We start from the raw sequence: 18,434 nt of genomic DNA on the forward strand, positions 1-18,434 counted from the left end.
CTCTCAGTGCCGCGACATCGAAGGCGGCGCGTCGCCGGGAGCGCTGCCCCATGCGCTCGGCTTGGCACCCATCACGAGCACCAGCTTCGCGCCATTCGCGATATCGGCGTGGCGGAACCACGATTTGGTCCAGGCGCGGCCGTTGAGGGTTGCCGACTGGATGTAGAGGTTCTTGGCCGAATTGTTCTTCGCGACGATCTCGAGCGCCTTGCCATTGCCCATCTGGAGCACCGAACGATCGAAGATCGGGCTACCGATGATATATTCGTCGCTCGACGGATCTACCGGGTAGAAGCCCAACGCCGCCATCGCATACCAGGACGAGGTCGCGCCCTGATCGTCCATCCCCGAATAGCCATAGCCGCTTTCGTCGCTGCCATAGAGATCGCGCAGGATGCGCCGGTTGAGTTCCTGCGTCTTCCACGGCTGGCCGCTCCACACATAGAAGAACGGCGCCTGCTGGTCAGGCTGATTGCCATGGACGTACTGGCCGATCACGCCGGTGCAGTCGCGGCAGATGCCGGTCGGGTTGTAGGGCTTGGTGAAGAATTCATCGAGCTTGGCGTTGAAGCCCGCACGTCCGCCGAGCGCGTCGATCAGCCCCTGGACGTCGTGCGGCACCAGCCACAGCGTCGACCAGCCCGACGCTTCCTTCATCATGAAGTTGTAATAGGGCTCGGCCGGATCGAACGGGCTGATCCACTTGCCGTCGGCAGTGCGCCCGCGGACGAAGCCGATCGAGCGATCGAACACGTTGCGCCAATTGGCCGCGCGCTTGCGGAACAGCCTCGCATCGTCGCTCTTGCCGAGCCGCTGAGCGAATTCGGCCATTGCGTGATCGTCCCACGCATATTCGAGCGTCTTGGCGGCGCCGGCCTTGCCGCCGGCATAAGGCGGGCTGGGATTGCCCTTCGGAATCTCGTCCGACACCCAGCCCTGTTTGTCATATTCGGCGAGGAAGTCGCGCGGCCCCTTGGGGTCGGTCGCGTTCTTGCGCATATATTCGTAGGCGGCGGCGTAATCGAAAGGGATGCCGCGCCGCATCGCGCCGAGGTAGAGGAACACGGCATTGTCGCCGTGGAACGAGCTGTTCATGAAGCCGCGTTCGCGCGCCATGTCGAGCTCCGACTGCATGATGTCGCGCACCGCCTCGGGCTCCATCAGCTCGAGCAAGACGATCTGGTTGCGCCCGGTATCCCAGAACGGCACCGGCCCATAGCGGTCATAGGCCGCGGTCTGGGTCCTACCCTTGCTGTCGGTAAAATCCTCGCCCTTGCGCGCGACCAGCCGCGGGCTGGCGAAGGACTGGAGCAGAGTCGAATAAAACAGCATCCGCTGCTTGGGCGTGCCGCCGGTCACCTGAACGCGGTTGAGCAACTGCGCCCATTCGGCGCGCGCCTTGCCGCGAATACCGTCGAAGTCCCAGCCCGGGCTCTCGGCGCGCAGCCGCGCTTCGGCGACCTGATAACTGGCGCCATGCGCGATCTTTACCAGCACCGCCTCGCCCTGCGCGGTGGTGAAGTCGAGATAGGAGCCGGCGAATCCGCCCTCGATGCTGCGGGTATCGGGCTGGACGTCCTTGTCGCCGATGCCATAGCCGCGCGCAGTGCCCGGCGCCTTGCGGAAGGTGCCGTAGCGCTTGAAAGGCTTCGAGAACTCGGCGACGAAATAGCGCCCGTCGCGCGTTTCATTGTCGTTGTGGCTGGCGACCACGCCGCGCACCGTCCGGTCGCCGACGATCTCGACCGTGCCGCCGCGCCCCTGCAGGTTGAGAATGATGTGTGCGCGCTCGGTCGCCGGAAAGGTGAAGCGCATCAGCGCCGTCGCCTGCGTCGCGGTGAGCTCTACCTTGGTCTTGAAGGTATCGAGGAACACCGAATAATAGCCCGGCGCCGCCGTCTCGCGCGCCTTGTCGTACCACGACTGGGTATAGACCGGCGGCACCGTCCAGTCGCCGACCACCGGCATCAGGGTCGGCGTGGCGCGCGCGCCATAAGTCGGGCCACCGCCGCCGGTGAAGCCGATCATCGTGGGACTGGTATAATAATAAGGCGTGGCGACGCCCCACGGATAGCTCAGCTCGACATTGGAATTGACCGGCGCTGCTTCGACCGCGCTGTGCGGCAGCCGCGCGCCGGGAGAGGTCAGCCCGGAATAAAGCGGTTCGCCGGCGGGCGGCGCGTTGCCGATCAGCTCCGGCTTGTCGAGCGGTGCGGTGCCGACCAGCGGATTGGCTTCGTCGACGGGTTCGCGCGGTGCCCGCTGCGCGTGGAGCGGGCTCAGCCAGAGCGCGGTGGTGGCCAGCAGGAGAAGGGAGCCAGATACGCGGCGGCTCGACAAACTCTGATTCAGCGTGCGGACACCCAGTTTCATTGTCGACCCCTTCTCCCGCGGGCCGCTCATGCGTCCCGATCTTTATCGGCAACAGGTCCCGGCCACGCGGCCAGTCCTGTCAGCTCCGTGAAATTCGATTAAATAAAGCATTTTGTCAATTGGTTTCGCGCGTAGATTTTACCTGATCCTTCCTGGCCCAGCGGGGGAGGTGGCACGCGCAGCGTGACGGAGGCGGGCCTCTCCACCAAAGCACCGCTTGCGGCGAAGCCCCCTCCGTCGCCTTCGGCGCCGCCTCCCCCGCTCCGCGAGGGAGGATTTAGGCACCCCAACGCGTGAAGCGCGGCCGCTCCATCAAGGAACGACCGCGCTCTATGCCCGCAAATTTCAGGGCAGCGCCTCGCCGCCCGCAGCGATCAGAGCTCGCGCTCGATCCACTGCTTGATTGCGTTCTTGGGCAGCGCCCCGACCTGCTTGGCCGCCTCCTGGCCATTCTTGAACAGGATCATCGTGGGGATTCCGCGCACGCCATATTTAGTCGGCGCATCGGGATTCTCATCGATGTCGAGCTTGACGATGGTGACCTTGTCGCCGAGCTCGGCGGCGAGTTCTTCGAGCGCCGGCGCGATCATTCGGCACGGCCCGCACCACTCCGCCCAGAAGTCCACGAGCACAGGCTTGTCGGCCTGGAGGACATCGGCGTCGAAGCTGGCATCGGTGGTAGCCTGAGTGGCCATGGAACAGTCTCCTGATTATCTTGAACGTTTATCTATGTGCGCGGAGGCCCCGGCTCAAGCGCGCGAGCCCAAGCTTTGCTCCGTCGCGACCAAGTCGGCCTTTCGCGCGGCGAGCAGCGCAGGCGGCAAGACGTGGAGCGTCGGCCCCGCGGTGTAGAGCAACGCCGCCTCGATTCGCCTGCCGGGGAAGATCACCGCCAGCGCCGCGGCGTAGGCCGCCATCTGGCGCAGATGATAAGCCGGGATCGCATCGAGAGTCGCAGGTGCCCGCCGCGCCGTCTTGAAGTCGACGACGCGGACGACATCGGAACCGACCACCAGCCGGTCGACCGTTCCCGACACCACCAGCCCCTCGACCACCGCCGCGATCGGTGCCTCGGCCAGCGCGTCGGGGGTAAAGAGTTCGGCAAAACCGGGATCCTCGATCACCGTCATGGCCGCCGCGGCGATTTCGCTCCGCGCGACCGCGTCCTCCACGCCTCCCGGTCCGGCCAGCCACCGCTCGGCGGCTCCGGCACGCGCATCCGGCGCCAGCGCGGGCAGTCGCTCGAACAGCGCGTGGAGCAGTCGCCCGCGCTCGGCCGCAGCTCGCAACGCCGGGGTCGGCGGCGGATCGGCGGCAAGGTCTTCGCCGAGCGACGACGGCGCCAGCGGCCGCGGCGGCCGCGCCTCCGCCGGTGCCGGCTGCGCGATCCAGCCGGGCAGCGCGTCGGCAGGGTGCTCAACGCCAGGCCGCAGAGCAGCGAGCGAAACGGGTTCGGCCGGCCTGGTGCCGTGAAACGCACGCACCTCACCTTCGGGAACGCCGAGCGCATCGAACGCGCGTACACAGGCCGCGTACCAGCTGGCCTCCGGCGGCACACCCTTGGCCTGCGGCCCCAGCGCGCCGGCGATGACCAGCCGTTCCTCGGCACGAGTTGCGGCGACGTAGAACAGCCGCCAATGCTCCTGCAGCTCGCGCCGGTCGGCAATTTCGAGCACGGCGTCGAGCGGCCCGCCCCGCTCCGCCGCGCGCGGCCGGAAGATCGGGAACGGCGCGCCCTCATGCCCCCCGGGCACCCAGAGCAGGAAATCGCGGGGGGAGCGCGTCGGATCGACCGTCGCGTCGGCGAGGATCACCAGCGGCGCCTGCAGCCCCTTCGCACCGTGGGCCGTCATCACCCGTACCGCCCCCGCCGGCTGCGCCGCATCGCGGACGATCTCGACATCGCCGCGATCGAACCAGTCGAGGAAGCGCTGGAGCGAGGGCGTCGCGACATTCTCGAAATTGAGCGCGGCGTTGAGCAATTCCTCGATCGGATCGCGCGCTTCCTCGCCGAGCCGGAGCAGCAGCTTCCGCCGCCCGTCGAGCGGCCCCGACAATATCTCCTCAAGGAAGCGATAGGGCGTCGTGAAATCGGCGCGGTTGAGCAGCGTCTCCAGCGGCGCGATCCGATCCTTCGCCATGTCGCGCAAATGCGACCAGAGCGACGCGTTCTTCGGCCGCAACGCTGCGGCCATGAGGTCGTCCTGGCTCCAGCCGATCAGCGGCGAGACCAGAAGCGATGCCAGCGACAGATCGTCCTCGGGCTGGAGCACGAAGCGCACCGCCGCGAGCAGATCCTGCACCGCGAGCGGCGCGTTGAGCCGCAGCCGGTCGACGCCCGCCACCGGCACCCCCTCGGCATAGAGCCGCGCGACGATCAGCGACGCCAGCTCGCCGCGACGCTTGACGAGGATCATCACGTCCTCGGGGTGCAGCGGCCGGCCCTTGCTCTCGAGCATCAGCCCGTCGGCGAGCCACTTCTTGATCGCGCGCGCAATGTCTCCGGCCAGTTTGCGCGTGGTGTCGCCGACCCATTCCTCCTCGTCGGAAGCGCTGCCGCCCTCGGCGGTGGCCGGCCACAAGGTGACCGTCCCCGGCCCCGGCACTTCGCTGGCGTGCGGCTCGGCATCGCTGAGATCGCCCATTCCAGGCTCGGGCAGCCCGCCGAGCGCCGCGTCGACGAATTCGAGCACCGGGCGAGTCGAGCGGAAGCTGTGGGTGAGCGACAAGGATTCGAGTTCGCGCGCCTCGACGTCATAATCCGCCCGCACCCGCGACGCCTGCCAGAACCGCTCGAACGCCGCGCGGAAAAAGATCGGGTCGGTGCCCTGGAAGCCGAAGATCGCCTGCTTATAGTCGCCGACAGTGAACAGCGTGCGCAGCGCCTCGCCCCGCGCGCCCTCGCCCGCGAAGAACTCGTCGGCGATCGCACTGACGATCGCCCATTGCTGCGGATTGGTATCCTGCGCCTCGTCGATCAGGACGTGCTCGGTGACCTGGTCGAGCTTGTAGCGCACCCATTCGCCCATGCCGGGCTCGGCGAGCAAGGCGACGGTCTTGCGGATCAGGTCGTTGAAGTCGACTGCGCCGACGCGGCGCTTCGCCCGGCCATAGGTTTCCGCATAGACTCGCCCCGCCTCGAGCCCGCGTGCGAGCAGATCGGCGAAATCCGCCTGGACCTTCATCCCGATCAATTGTCCGCAATGCCCGTGCAGCCGCATCGCGAGATCGGCATAAGCCGCATCCTGCGGCGCCTGCCCCTTGCCGAACGAGCGCGGCTCGCCCTTGGCGGTGGCCCAGACGGAGTGGAGGTCGGCCAGCCGCAGCGCGCGCTTGGCCGGCGGCAGCGTGAGCCACATCGCGATCTCCTCCGCGCGCGCGAGGCCGGACTTGGTCCCCCAATTCGCGTTCATCGCCGCGATTTCGCGCAGACCGCTGCAGTCGAACGTATCGTCGCCGCAGCAAGTCTCGATCTCTGCGGCGATGTCTCCGCTCGGCAAGTTCATCGCGCGCCGCAGGAAGGGCTGGATCCCGCTCGGCAGGCCCGCCATTGCTTCGGCGTTCGACGCGCAGATCTTGAGAAACGCCTCGGCCTTGCCTTCGCCGAGCCTGAGGCTGAGCGCGCCCACGGAGTCGATCAATGCGGTCCGCCCCTCGCGCCCGGCATCGACCAGCATCTCGGCGAGTGCCTCGCGGGCGAGCACCGCTTCCTCGCGCTGGTCGAGCGGGCGGAAGCCGGGGACCAGCCCCGCCTCGACCGGGAATGCCGATAGCAAGGACTGGCAGAAGCTGTGGATCGTCTGGATGCGGATGCCGCCGCCAGGCGCGTCGAGCACCTTGGCGAACAAGGTGCGCGCACGGGCGCGGCCCTCGGGCGCGATGCTCTCGCCCAATGCTTCGAGATCGGCGACCAGTTCGGCATCGCTCGCCCGCACCCAGCGCGCCAGCCGGCTGGTGATCCGCTCGGACATTTCGGCGGCGCCTGCCTTGGTGAAGGTCAGGCACAGGATCGCGCCGGGATCGGTGCCGGCGAGCAGCAGCCGCCAGACGCGCGCGGCGAGCACCTGGGTCTTGCCGGTGCCGGCGGAGGCGGACAGCCAGATGTGTCGCGCCGGATCACTGGCGCGGCGCTGATTGCCCTTGAGGGGGTGGAGCGGACGGACCTCACTCACGGCCATACCATTCGTCTCGCCGCATCAACTGGTCATATTCGGCATAAGGCGCGTAATCGGGGTGCAGCTTGGCGGTGAAGGGCTCGTCCCCGGTCAGCCACATCCGCGCCGCGCCTTCGAACTGCGCCACCGCGCGGTCGATGAACTCGTCTGCCGGCAGATAATCGCGGCGCTTGGGATCGCACGGGCTCTCGACATAGCCGAAGGCGCCGCGGCTGTTCTTCGACAGCGACCAATATTCGAACTGCTTCGCGCGCCCGGCGATCCCGTAGAACCCGCCGCGCTCGGCGATCAGCCCGAGCAGCCCGAGCTGGAGGCTGAACCCCTCGCGCACCGCGGCGAGGCTCGGCGGCTTGCCGGTCTTGTAATCGACGATCGCGAGGCTGCCGTCGCCCATCCGGTCGATCCGGTCGAAGGTGCCGCTCAACTCGACTCCCGCAAACGGAAGCACGCCCCGTTTCTCCACGGCGATTACGCTGCGAGACGGGTCGGCAGCGATCTGCGCAGCGATCCAGTCCACCGCCTCCATCAGCCTCGGCGCCCATAGCGCCCGCATCATCGGATGCGTCCGCTCATCGGCCAGCATCGCCTCGGCGCGCGCACGGAGTTGCTGTGGCGCGCAATCGTCCTCGGCGAACCAGCGTTCGAGCACCGCATGCACTGCGGTTCCGCGCCACGCCGCGCTCGGATCGGCATCGACCGGATCGAGCGGCATCAGCCGCAGCATCCGCCGCGCGTAAAACGCATAAGGGTCTGCCTTGAGCCGATCGACTTCGGTCACCGACAACGCCTTGGGGCGCAATTCCACCGGCGGTTGGGGGGCAGGCCGTTCGGCAGGCGCGTGCGCCCCCGGATCGTCGATCCCGCGCAGCCACGCCGCGATCTCCCGGGCGCGTTCCAGCCCACCCGACAATGCTTCGAGCCGCAGCCAGAAACGCGAGGCGATCGTGGGCGCACTGGCATCGCGCCGGGCGCGGGTGAGCAGCACCTGCGGCGCGCCCAGCCCGCCGGCAAGGTCATGCGCCGAAAGCCCGATCCGCCGCTCGAGTCCCGGCAGGCCGAGCTCGGCGCGGATCCGCGGCGCCAGCCACGGGTCGGGCGCGGGCAGCCCGGGCCAGACGCCTTCGTTCAATCCGCCGAGTATCATCAGATCGGCGGTCTGCAGCCGCGCCTCGATCAGGCCGAGGATCGCGAGGCGTGGATGCCCACCCTGGGGCGGCCGCACCGCGACTTCGTCCATCAAGGTGCGCAGCATCGGCGCGAGCGCTTCGGGCTCGGCACGCGGCGGGCCGTTCGCGGCCTCGCGCTCGGCGGCATCGAGCAAATTCGCCGCCTCTCGTCCCTCGGCGCGGGCCCAGAGGGCATCGCCGCCCAAAGCCTGTGCGGTCTCGCGCAGCCCCGCCAGCAATGCCGGCACCGGCTGCGCCCCACCGGCGAAGATTTCCTCCAGCGGTGCCAGCAGCGCTCGCGCCTCGGGCCACCAGCGCTGGGCCGCGCGGCGCAGATGCCCGTCCCTGCCCTCCTGCTCGGCGAGATGGCGATCGATCCCGGCCAGTCCCGGTGCCGGCCGTGGTCCACGCAGCGCGCGGTCGAGCCGGCGCACGCCTTCGAGCCACTCGGCGCGACGCTCGGCCATCACCAGCGGATGCTTGAGCAAGGTCAGCAATGGCAGCGGTGCAAAGCCCTGCGCCGCGGCTTCGGCGAGCGCGAGCAGCAAGGTTCCCGGCGGCAGGATCGACAAGGCCTGTCCCGCCGAATCGTCCACCGCGATCCCCCAGCGAGCGCAATGCGCCGCCACGCGACGCGCCAGCACGCGGTCCGGCGTCACCAGGGCCGCGGTCCGCCCCGGCGTCTCGAGCACTTCGCGCAGCGCCAGCGCGATCCCCTGCGCCTCCTCGGCAGGCGTCGCGACTTCGAGCACGCGCACGCCATCGAGCCGCCGCTCGGCCGCCGGCAGCGCGGTCCAGCCATGGGTCAGTTCGGGCGGCGCCATTGCCGACGCGATCGCCTTGCTCCGCGCCGGCGGTGCGTCATGCTCGCTCACCACCCGCCACGGATCGAATTCGCTGCGATGCACGCCCATCCGGTCGAGCAAGAGCTTCAAATGGAATTGCGGATGGCTCTCCAGACTGCGCCGGCGGCGCCCGCTGACCGGGTCGGGCTTGTGCGGCCCCAGCGCGTCCCATTCCATGTCGCTGATCCCGGTGGCGAGTCCCGGCAGCACCACCATCCCCTGTGGCATTCCTGAAATGCTGCGCAGCAATCGTGCGAAGACCGGGGCCGGTGCCGCCACGCCGGCCGCGCAGACGAAGCCGTTCGGCGGGGCAATGCGCCAGCGCTTCGCGACCTTGTCGATCAGCCGCCGCCGGCGCTCGGCAAGGTCGACTCGCCCGAGCCGCTCCAATTCCTTCGGCCAGCGTGTCAGCACGACCTCGAACAAAGCGAGCGAGCGCTCCCAATGCGCCGAAAGCTCCTGGCTGAGTTCGATTTCCTTGAGCGCGCGCGGCGCGACTTCCTCGATCAGCAATTGGTCGAGCGTAGTGGCGAGGTCGCCGGCGAGCCGGACCGCCTCCGCCGCATCGACCTGCGCGCCGCTTTCCTGGATCAGCCGCGCGAGGATCATCCGACGCTGAAGCGGCTCGACCGCAGGCGGTATCGGCTCCGCGTCATCGGCGCTGTCGAACACCGCCTCGTCCAGCTCGGGATCGCCGACCGCCACCAGCCGCGGCAGCAGCAGCCCGCCCTCGCTGGCCCGCACGAACGCGTCCTGGATCGCCCGCTTGGCGCGGTTGTTGGGCAGCAGCACCAGCCCACGCGCCAGCCGAATCGGATCGCTACCGAAGCGCCGGATCAGCCCGATCGCCAGCGCATCGGCAAAGGCACGGTGCGGCGGGATGGTGTAGAGATGGAGGCGTTCGGGCATCTATACTTTCTCCCCTCCCTGAAAGCGAGGGGTCGGGGGTGGGTGGCGAGCGTAGCGAGCCTCCTTCGCCGGAGGCAAGCGCGCCGCTCGCGCGGCGCACCCACCCTTAGCCCCTCCCTTTCAGGGAGGGGAACAGAAGTTCAAATCTCCGCCAGCACCGCCTCGGCCGCGCCCACCGCCGCCGGCGTCCCGACATCGAACCACAGTCCCTGGTGCACCACGCCCCAAAGCCGCCCCGCCTCGAGCGCGCGGTTGAAGAACAGGTTGGTCGAGAACGGCCCCTCGGGCCAATCGCGGATCAATCGCGGCGACAGGATCGACACGCCGATGAACACGAACGGCGCGAGCCGGCCCGGCTTGCGGCGCTCGGTGATCCGTCCCATCGGGTCGAGCCGGAAATCGCCCTGCCCCTTGTGGCAATTGGCGCGCGCGAGCGGCACCAGCAGCAGCAGTGCGTCCATCCGCGCATCGTCCCATTGCGCCGCCAGCCCGCGGATCGCGTCGATCGGCCCGTCGACCCACAGATTGTCGCTGTTGACGCAGAGGAACGGCGAGTCGCCGATCATCTCGCGTGCCTGGACGATGCCGCCGCCGGTCTCCATCAATTGACGCCGCTCGTCGGAGATCACGACGTCCAGATCCTTCACGCGCGCGCGCAGATGGGCTTCCATCTGATCGGCGAGATAATGGACGTTGACGATCGCGCGCTTCACCCCGGCGGTGCGCAGATGATCGAAAGTGTGATCGATCAGCGCCTTGCCGGCCACTTCGACCAATGGCTTGGGCCGCGTCGCGGTGAGCGGGCGCATCCTTTTGCCCAGCCCCGCCGCCATCACCATCGCCGTTTCGGGCACGGCCGCATCGGGCTGCGGCCGCAGCGAATAGACTCCGCTCATTCGCCGACGATCGCCAGCGGATCGCCGCGCATCTCGGTCGGCACGTTGGCGTCGAACCAGTCCGACACCGGCTTGAGCGCCGGATGCTTCAAATCGCGCTCGAGATATCCCCAGACGCGCGGACACAATCCCGGATAACGCTGCTTGCCATCGCGCTTCCACAGCCGGGTGAAGATGCCGACGATCTTGGCGTTCCGCTGCGCGCCGAGCACGTTATAGGCGATTTCGAACGCATCGCCCGCACCGGTGATCCTCTGATAGCGATCGAGCATCGCGGTCTCGAGCTCGGGCGCGACGTCGCGCCGCGCATCCTGCAGCAGCGAGACGAGGTCATAGGCGGGGTGGCCCGCAAGCGCGTCCTGGAAATCGAGAAGGCCCAAACTCTCGCTACCTTCGATCAGCATGATGTTCTCGGCATGGTAGTCGCGCAGCACCGTGACGGGCGTATGACCCGTCAGCAGCGGCACCAGCACCTGATCCCACGCATCGACATACCCCTGCATATCGACTTCGAGTCCGACTGCGGGCGTGTACCATTCGGGCAGCAACGCCACTTCGCGCTGATATTCGGCCAGGTCGTAGGGTCGGATATCCGCCGCTTCGTGCTGGCCGAGCCGAATCAACAGATCGACAGCCTCTTCGTAGAGCCGCAACTCGCTTTCGGGCGCGGCGTCGACCGTTTCACGCAGCCTGGCATCGCCGAAATCTTCCAGCAGGATGAGTCCCTGCTCCAGATTTTCGGACAGGATCCGCGGCGCGGCGAACCCGCGCTCGCCGAGCCAGCGGGCAATCGAAATGAACGGCCGCGGATCCTCGTATGGCGGCGGCGCATCCATCAGGATCGCACTGCGATCGTGGTGGACGACACGGAAATAGCGGCGGAACGACGCGTCGCCGGCGAGCGGCCGGATCTCGGCGCCTTCCCATCCGGCGGCAATCAGGAAATCGGGGGCCGCAGCGGGCGGGTTCATGTCGGCTATGGGAGGATTTGAGGCCATCGGTCCTTCCATGCCGCCGGCACCTTCGCTGTCAAGACGCGCGCGCCATCCGGCGTCGGTTCCAGGCTGAGCCACAACGCATCGTGCCAGTACGCCGCGCCAAAGCGTTCGGGCCATTCGACGATCAGCAGCGAATCGCCGCGCGCGTCGTCGAGCCCCAATTCCTCGGCTTCGTCGGGATGTTCGATCCGATAGAGATCGACGTGGAGCACCGGGAAGCGCACCTCGGGCGGATCATAAGGCTGGACGATCGCGAAGCTCGGGCTCGGTGCCTCCTCTTCCAGCCCGAGCGCGGCGAGCAGCCCGCGTGCGATGCTGGTCTTGCCCGCGCCGAGCGGACCGGACAGCGCGATCACATCGCCGGGGCGGACGAGCTCGGCGAGACGCGCGCCGAGGGCCAGCGATTCTTCGGGCGAAGCGAGCAACACTTAAAATCCTCCCCCCGGGAGGGGGAGGTGTCGTGCGCAGCACGACGGAGGGGGTGCTTTCCGCAAGCGACACGGCGAGGTGGAGAGCACCCCCTCCGTCAGCCTGCGGCTGCCACCGCCCCCTCCCGGGGGGAGGATTTGCTCCAGCCTCACCGCGGCAGCTCCACCGTCACCAACGTCCCCTCGCCCGGTTCGGAGATCAGTTCGATCCGCCCGCCATGCGCCTCGACGAACTGCTTCGCCAGCGGCATGCCGAGCCCGAGCGCCCGCTCGCCACTGCGTGAAATCCCGTGCTGGGCGAAGCTGTCGAACGCCCGGCGCACGGCGTCGCGGCTCATCCCCGGGCCGTTGTCCGATACGATCACGCGCGCCACGCGCTCGTTGCCGTCGAGATGGAGCAGTACCCGTCCGTCCTCGGGCGTGCACGCCACGGCGTGGCGCAGCAAATGCTCGATCACTTGCCGCAAGCGCCGCAAATCCCCAGTCACGCTTCCCGCGCTGCCGGCATCCTCGACCACCAATTCGATCTTCTTGGCCTTGGCGAGCGGCGCGATCGCCTCGGCGGCTGCATTGGCGGCAAGTTCGAGATCGACCGCCACCTTCTCCAGCGGCGCGCCTTCGCCCTGCGTCAGGTCGAGCACATCGTCGACCAAGGCGCTCAGCCGATCGACCGAGGTCAGGATCGCCTCGGTATATTCGACCGCGTTCTTGGTCAGCCGGCCCGCGAAGCCGCCGTGCAGCATCTCGGTGAAGCCCTTGATCGAGGTCAGCGGGGTGCGCAGCTCGTAGCTCATATTGGCGACGAACGCGGTCTTGACCTGGTCCGCCGCCTCGAGCGCCTCGTTGCGATCGCGCAGCGCGCGCTCGGCGCGGTGGTGGTCGGTGGTGTCGAGCATCGTCACCAATGCATTGCCGTCCGGCAAAGGCACCGCAGTGACGTCGAAATGCCGCCCATCGGCGAACGCCACCGTGCTGCCGCGCGTCTGCCGGTCCTTCGCCGCGAGCCGGATCAGATCGCCGAGCACTTCCGCACGCGCCGGATTGGCGAGCTTGGATCCCACTGCCTTGACCAACTGGCCGATCTGCGGATGCCCGTCGAGAAACGCGTCCTCGAAGCCCCATACCTGGCGGAACTTGCGGTTCCACAATTGCAGCCGGCCCTTGCCGAACACCCCGACCGCTTCGGCGAGGCTCTCCAGCGTCGCAGTGCGGACCTGCTGCATTTCGCCATGTTCGCGCTGCAGCTCGAACTGCTGGGTGCGGTCCTCGAAGATCAGCAGCAGCCCGCCCTCGGGCAGCGGCTGCGCGACGACGCGAAGGTGCGCTCCGGCGACGCTCCAGATCTCCTCGACCGCGTCGGGCGCGGTGAACCATTCGCGGCGCTCGGCCTTCCACGCCGGATAGTCGCGCACTTCGGGCACACGATTGGCCTCGCGCATCCGATCGAGGACGCGATCGAATTCGGGGCGATCGGCGAGCCATTCGACCTTCATCGCGAACATCCGGCGGAACGGCTGGTTGCAGAAAGCCAGGCTGCGATCGGGCGCGAACTGCGCCACGCCCGCGGAGAGCCGGTCGAGCATCGCGCGCTGCGCCTCGCCGAAGCGCTTCAACCCGCCGCGCAATTGCTCGTAATCCTCGATATCGACGGCGAAACCGGCGACGCCGCCGGTCGGCAGCGGCACGTCGTGGAGCCGCAGCATCCGGCGCGCGCCGCCGATCGTCGCCGGCATAGCAGCGGTCTGCGCCTCGCCGGTGTCGCGCGCGATCGCGGCGTTGGCGAGCGGCCCACCCAGTCCTGCGCCTTCGACCAGTTCGAGCCCGTGCGTCACCACGTCCTCGCTATTGCCGCCCTCGACGGCGCGGACATAAGCCGAATTGACCATCAGCAGCTTGAGATCGGGGCCGCGATACCACATCGGCATCGGCGCGGTTTCGATGAGCGCGGTCAGCGCGTCGAAGGCGGCGCGCAGCCGCGTCGTTTCGTTCTGGAGGCGATCGATCTCGCTCTGGCTCTCGGTCGCGTCGAGGAACCACAATATCACGCCGCTCTGCCCGCGCATCCCGTCGGGCGCGCGCTCACCGATCACCAGCAGCGCGCGTTCGGATCCCTGCGCGCGCACTGCCAGGCTGAACGGCTGCCCCGCTTTCTGCGCGGCGATCACATGATTTTCGAGCATTTCGGCATCGCCGGCCACGAGGCCGCTTTCGATTCCGGCAAGGTCCGAAAGTTCGCGCGGCAACAGATCGAGACCCAGCCAGTCGGCCAGCCGCCGCGGCACTTCGACTCGCCCGTCGGGACGGACGCGCATCGCCTGGGCGGGCGAACTCGCCAGTAACGCGGCCAGGCGCGTGTTGCGATCGGTCTCCTCGCGCGCTTCGGCACGCGCGCGCAGCCCGGCGAACAGCATCCACATCGCACCGAGCAGCAGCACGGCGAGCACTGCCCCCGCAAGTATCGCCGCCGATTGCGGAAGCTCGATCAAACCGCCACTCCACGGCTTCGCTGTGCCATCATCGCCAACCCTTAGGCAAAGCGGTGCGGATCGGAAAGCGGCTTGGTGGTCTGGCTATGCCTCGACCTACCTGCGCAGCACGCGCTGCAGCCAGGACTTGCGAACCGGAACCGCAGGCGCGGGTACGGCGGCGGAAGCATCCACTTTGTCGGGCGAGTCGATCGACAGGTGCAGCATTAGCCGCCGCGTCTCGTCTTCGAGCCCCTCCTCTTCGGGATCGCCCATGGCCGAACGCAGGATCTCGGCGATCCTTTCATGCGCATAGCCGGTATCTTGGTTTGCTAGTTTATCCTTCACAAGTCAGCGGTCGAACGAAGCAAGTGCATCCTCGGATGCAAGCGCCTCCGGCCCGGCGCGGCGGTCCGATGCAAATGCCAGATCGACCGACTGAACCTCGGACGGGCGGGCGGAAAGATCGGGCGACCAGTCCGCCAACCGCTGCTGCTGGTAGAATTCGAACGAGCCGGACGCGGCGTAATTGGCGAGACCCATGCCCGCGACACTGCCGCACATGAAAATCCCGGCACATCCCAGTGCCAGCTTGGCAATCAGCACATGTCGCATTCTCAGCTCCCTGTCGCAGCGAATAACGTAGGCCGGGTAACCGACGTTCCCGAATTGGGCTTCGACCCAAAGGAAAAGGGCCCGGCTTTCGCCGGACCCTTCGCCGCTTCCAACCGGGCCGCTTTCGAGGCTCAGAGCTTCATCCGCGCGCCGACAAAGCCGAAGCGACCCACCGAGCTGACCGGATAGGTGGTCGTCCCGATATCGGGGCGCTGGCCGAACACATTGTTCACGCCGCCATAGATCTGGAACTGATCGTTGACGTCGAAGGCCGCATAGACGTCATGCTGCCAGCGCTGCTTGAGCCAGAAATATTCCGGCGCGACGATGTCCTCATTGCCCTCGATCTCGAGGTTGCTGAAGCGCAGCGTCTTGTCGAACCACTGGATGCCATAATTGATCGTCACCGGGCCCTTCTGCCAGGTGAGGTCGCCGGTCACCGTGTATTTCGGCGCGCGGTACAGGCTCTCCTGGCGCCGGTTGGTCACGTCTGCCCCTGGGGTGCCGACGAACTGCAGACGGTCGAGATAATTGCCGACCACCGACAGGTTGAACGTGCCGAGCGTATCGGTGCGCAGCCGGTAGTTCAGATTGACGTCGAGCCCGGCGGTGCGGAACTCGGCGACGTTCTGCGGCGTCACCGTGAAGCCGGTGATGAAGCCGGGAGTCGCGCCGCCATTCTGCCGCACGATCCCGCCGCAGAAGACATTGTCGAGCGTCGGCTGATCGACGCAGAGCTGGGCGATCTGCTCGGGCGCGACGGTGTTGATCGCGTTCTCGAGGCGGATGTCGTACCAGTCGGCGCGCAGCGACAGGCCGGGAACGAAGCGCGGCTGCAGGATCGCACCCACCGTCCAGGTGGTCGCCTCTTCCTGGCGCAGATTGGCATTGCCGCCCTGGAAGCCGGGGATGTTCGACGAGCGCGTGTCGCGGAACGTCGCCGGATCGGCACCGAGCCCGCCCAGCAGCGCCGCGCAATTCGCCGCGCGATACTGGGTGCCGTTGGGCAATTCGTTGGTGTTGCACGGATCGGTGATGAACTCGAACGTCTGCGACAGCCCCGAGAACAATTCGCCGATATTCGGGGCGCGGACCGCCTTCGAATAGGTGCCGGTGAAGGTGATGTCGCGCACCGGCGCGAAGCTGCCGTCGACCTTCCACGACGTGGTGTTGCCGATCGTCGAATAGTCCGAATAGCGCACCGCGCCGCCCACTTCGAGCTGATGCACGAAGCCGTTGCGGATCAGCGGAATGCGCAGCTCGCCGAACACTTCCTTGACGTCATATTCACCAGCATCGGTGGTCAGTGCATTGGTGAAGGTGAGACCCTGGGCCGCGATCGCGTCGGGAATGAAGCGGCTCTTCTCCTTGCGATATTCGGCGCCGACCGAGAAGGCGACCGCGCCGCCGGGGAGCGTGAACAGCCCGCCGAGATCACCCGACAGATAGGCGCTGGCGACATGCTGCTCGATCCGTGCCCGATCGGTGGTATCGGTGCGGATCCAGTCGAGCGCCGCCTGGCTGTTCCGGTTCTCGCCGAAGATGTTGAGCGGAATGCACTGGCCCGCCGCGAACGTCGTCGGCGCGAACACGTCGCGAGTCGAGTTATAGGGCTGGTTCGGGACCGCGGTCGGGTCGACATTGACGCGGCAGGTCGGGCCGTTGGGGCCCTGCACCACGTCGATCGCGGCATAGAAGCGGTCGTCGAGAATGTCGCCGATATAGCGGCTGGTAACGTCGGTGCGGCCGTAGGTGTACGACGCCTCGTAATTGAGGTGGCTGCTTAGTTCGCCGCGCACGCCGATGACGCCGCGCCAGGTCTCGCGGGTGATGTCCTCGCCGCGCCGGCCGAGGTCGAAATTGTCGCGGTTGACGAGGATCTCGCAGGCTTCGAGGTCGCCCGTGTCGGGGTCGTCGCACGCACCGGCCGCCGTTGCCGCCTGGTTGGCGGCAAGCGCGCCTGCAGGCAGGAACGGATTGTCCGGCTGGGTCAGCAGATAATAGTCATAGGTCGGCTGGCCGAGCGAATAGCTGCGCGTGTTGGCGTATTTGCCCTCGGCGAAGATCGTCACCTTATCCGAAACGTCGAAATGCGCGATGGCGTTCGCGACATGACGGCGGACGTCCGGCAGCAGATCGTTGACGTAATCCGAGATCGAGGTGCCGTTGCCGCCCTGCTGGTAGAAATTGGGCACGAAGCGGCCCGGATCGAACGCAGTCAGCCCACCGCCGAAGCCGACGAAATAATCGGGGAAGCCATCGGCGTTGACGTCGATGCCGCCTTCGCGGTTGGTGTCGTAATAGCGGACATCCTTGAGTGGAACATAGTCCGGAATGCCGTTGGTCGCGCCGCCGGTATAGCCCGACTGGTTCTCGGGATCGTCGGGGTTCAGATAGAAGCCCGTCCGCTCGGTGCCGCTGAGGCGCTTGCGGTCACGCTCTTGCAGCCGGTCTTCGGAGCTATATTCATAAGCGAGCGCGACATTGCCGCGGCCGCCCGCGAAATTCTTGCCCGCGGTGACCGAGATCAGCCGCTGTCCGGCATCGCCATATTCGGAGATGCCGGCCTGTGCACGCGCAGTCAGGCCTTCGAAATCCTTTTTGAGGATGAAATTGACCACGCCGGTCACGCCATCGGCGCCATAGATCGCCGACGCACCACCGGTCAGCACTTCGACGCGCTGGACCAGGTCGTTGGGGATCGTGTTGATGTCGACCGCGGCGCTGCCCGGAAGGCCCGCGACGTGGCGGCGGCCGTCGACCAGCACCAAGGTCCGCTCGGTGCCGAGGTTGCGCAGATCGAGCAGGTTGAGCCCGGTGGCGCCGATACCCGCGCCGCTTCCCGAATTGTCCGCCGAGCTCGACGAGCCCTGCAGCGCTGGATAGCTGGTCAGGAAGTCGGTAAGGTTGGTCGTGCCCGAGGACTGGATCGTCTCGGCGCTCAGCGAGACCACCGGGTTCGGCGTGTCGAAGCCTGGCGTAACGCGGATGCGCGAGCCGGTCACCACGACTTCGGGAGCCTCCTCGGCCTGTTCGCTCTGGGGGTCGTTGGCGACCGTCGATTCGGGAACATTATCGTCGCTCTGCCCCGGCGCGGCGGTCTGCGCATATGCCGGAGCGAGCAAGGCCAGCGACAGCGCGGCGGCCGAAACGGTGAGCAATCCGCGCGAGCGGAAAACGGAATACCCCATGAAACTTCCTCACGAAAACAAGGCGGAGCGGGTCTGCCAGCTACGTTTCTGCAGCATGTCTGATCCCTGCCGCGACTGCCCTCACTCGACTTTATGCAACTGTGGTGCATTCCTGCAACACACTAAAGTCGACTGAAACGACAAGGGCCGCGCCTCCTGTGGAGACGCGGCCCTTGATCCCGTGATGCTCGAAAGCCTCAGTAACGGTAATGGTCGGGCTTGAACGGTCCTTCGACCGGCACGCCGATATAGCCCGCTTGCTTGCTCGTCAGCTTGGACAGCTTGACGCCGAGCTTCTCGAGGTGGAGCGCCGCGACCTTCTCGTCGAGATGCTTCGGCAGGACATACACTTCGTTGTTGTAGTTCTCGCCCT

General features: G+C 67.3%; 12 protein-coding genes. All 12 read right to left on the reverse strand.

Annotation, left to right across the window (positions count from 1 at the left end; all coding sequences use genetic code 11):
• Positions 1-3: 3 nt before the first annotated feature.
• Positions 4-2,373 (reverse strand): GH92 family glycosyl hydrolase, encoded by a 2,370-nt coding sequence (locus E5A73_RS19470; protein WP_135965509.1) that lies wholly within the window; start codon positions 2,371-2,373, stop codon positions 4-6.
• A 374-nt stretch (positions 2,374-2,747) separates the two neighbouring features.
• On the reverse strand, positions 2,748-3,068 hold the full coding sequence (gene trxA / locus E5A73_RS19475) for a thioredoxin (protein WP_135965510.1): 321 nt from the start codon (positions 3,066-3,068) through the stop codon (positions 2,748-2,750).
• 54 nt (positions 3,069-3,122) lie between these two features.
• Positions 3,123-6,551: a double-strand break repair helicase AddA gene (gene addA / locus E5A73_RS19480; RefSeq protein ID WP_135965511.1), complete on the reverse strand. Its 3,429-nt coding sequence runs from the start codon at positions 6,549-6,551 to the stop codon at positions 3,123-3,125.
• Complete coding sequence (addB, locus tag E5A73_RS19485; protein WP_135965512.1) at positions 6,538-9,468, reverse strand: double-strand break repair protein AddB; 2,931 nt, start codon at positions 9,466-9,468, stop codon at positions 6,538-6,540. Before addB ends, addA begins: the two co-directional genes overlap by 14 nt.
• A 140-nt stretch (positions 9,469-9,608) precedes the next feature.
• Positions 9,609-10,364: a nucleotidyltransferase family protein gene (locus E5A73_RS19490; RefSeq protein WP_135965513.1), complete on the reverse strand. Its 756-nt coding sequence runs from the start codon at positions 10,362-10,364 to the stop codon at positions 9,609-9,611.
• Positions 10,361-11,335, reverse strand: a complete 975-nt coding sequence (locus E5A73_RS19495) for an aminoglycoside phosphotransferase family protein (protein ID WP_135965514.1) — start codon at positions 11,333-11,335, stop codon at positions 10,361-10,363. The genes E5A73_RS19490 and E5A73_RS19495 overlap by 4 nt, the downstream gene beginning before the upstream one ends.
• 5 nt (positions 11,336-11,340) lie before the next feature.
• Positions 11,341-11,790: a tRNA (adenosine(37)-N6)-threonylcarbamoyltransferase complex ATPase subunit type 1 TsaE gene (tsaE, locus tag E5A73_RS19500; RefSeq protein WP_135965515.1), complete on the reverse strand. Its 450-nt coding sequence runs from the start codon at positions 11,788-11,790 to the stop codon at positions 11,341-11,343.
• Between the two features lie 149 nt (positions 11,791-11,939).
• A complete protein-coding gene (locus E5A73_RS19505) occupies positions 11,940-14,276 on the reverse strand; it encodes a PAS domain-containing sensor histidine kinase (RefSeq protein WP_240700287.1) in 2,337 nt (778 codons plus the stop codon).
• A 96-nt stretch (positions 14,277-14,372) separates the two neighbouring features.
• Entirely contained in the window at positions 14,373-14,603 is a 231-nt protein-coding gene (locus tag E5A73_RS21495; RefSeq protein WP_206366550.1) for a hypothetical protein, read from the reverse strand.
• A 3-nt stretch (positions 14,604-14,606) separates the two neighbouring features.
• On the reverse strand, positions 14,607-14,870 hold the full coding sequence (locus E5A73_RS19510) for a hypothetical protein (RefSeq protein WP_135965516.1): 264 nt from the start codon (positions 14,868-14,870) through the stop codon (positions 14,607-14,609).
• 131 nt (positions 14,871-15,001) lie between these two features.
• Complete coding sequence (locus E5A73_RS19515) at positions 15,002-18,061, reverse strand: TonB-dependent receptor plug domain-containing protein (protein ID WP_135965517.1); 3,060 nt, start codon at positions 18,059-18,061, stop codon at positions 15,002-15,004.
• A 197-nt stretch (positions 18,062-18,258) separates the two neighbouring features.
• Positions 18,259-18,434, reverse strand: a 176-nt coding sequence (locus tag E5A73_RS19520; RefSeq protein ID WP_135965518.1) for an adenosylhomocysteinase, incomplete at its 5' end; no start/stop codon positions are given.

Origin of the sequence: Sphingomonas gei (genome assembly GCF_004792685.1) — a bacterium.
Classification (GTDB): Bacteria; Pseudomonadota; Alphaproteobacteria; order Sphingomonadales; family Sphingomonadaceae; genus Sphingomonas; species Sphingomonas gei.

Coding starts and splice junctions, on each gene's coding strand:
- E5A73_RS19495 (WP_135965514.1), bottom strand. CDS start 11,335: ATGAACCCGCCCGCTGCGGCCCCCGATTTCCTGATTGCCGCCGGATGG.
- E5A73_RS19515 (WP_135965517.1), bottom strand. CDS start 18,061: ATGGGGTATTCCGTTTTCCGCTCGCGCGGATTGCTCACCGTTTCGGCC.
- E5A73_RS19490 (WP_135965513.1), bottom strand. CDS start 10,364: ATGAGCGGAGTCTATTCGCTGCGGCCGCAGCCCGATGCGGCCGTGCCC.
- E5A73_RS19470 (WP_135965509.1), bottom strand. CDS start 2,373: ATGAAACTGGGTGTCCGCACGCTGAATCAGAGTTTGTCGAGCCGCCGC.
- addB (WP_135965512.1), bottom strand. CDS start 9,468: ATGCCCGAACGCCTCCATCTCTACACCATCCCGCCGCACCGTGCCTTT.
- addA (WP_135965511.1), bottom strand. CDS start 6,551: ATGGCCGTGAGTGAGGTCCGTCCGCTCCACCCCCTCAAGGGCAATCAG.
- trxA (WP_135965510.1), bottom strand. CDS start 3,068: ATGGCCACTCAGGCTACCACCGATGCCAGCTTCGACGCCGATGTCCTC.
- E5A73_RS19510 (WP_135965516.1), bottom strand. CDS start 14,870: ATGCGACATGTGCTGATTGCCAAGCTGGCACTGGGATGTGCCGGGATT.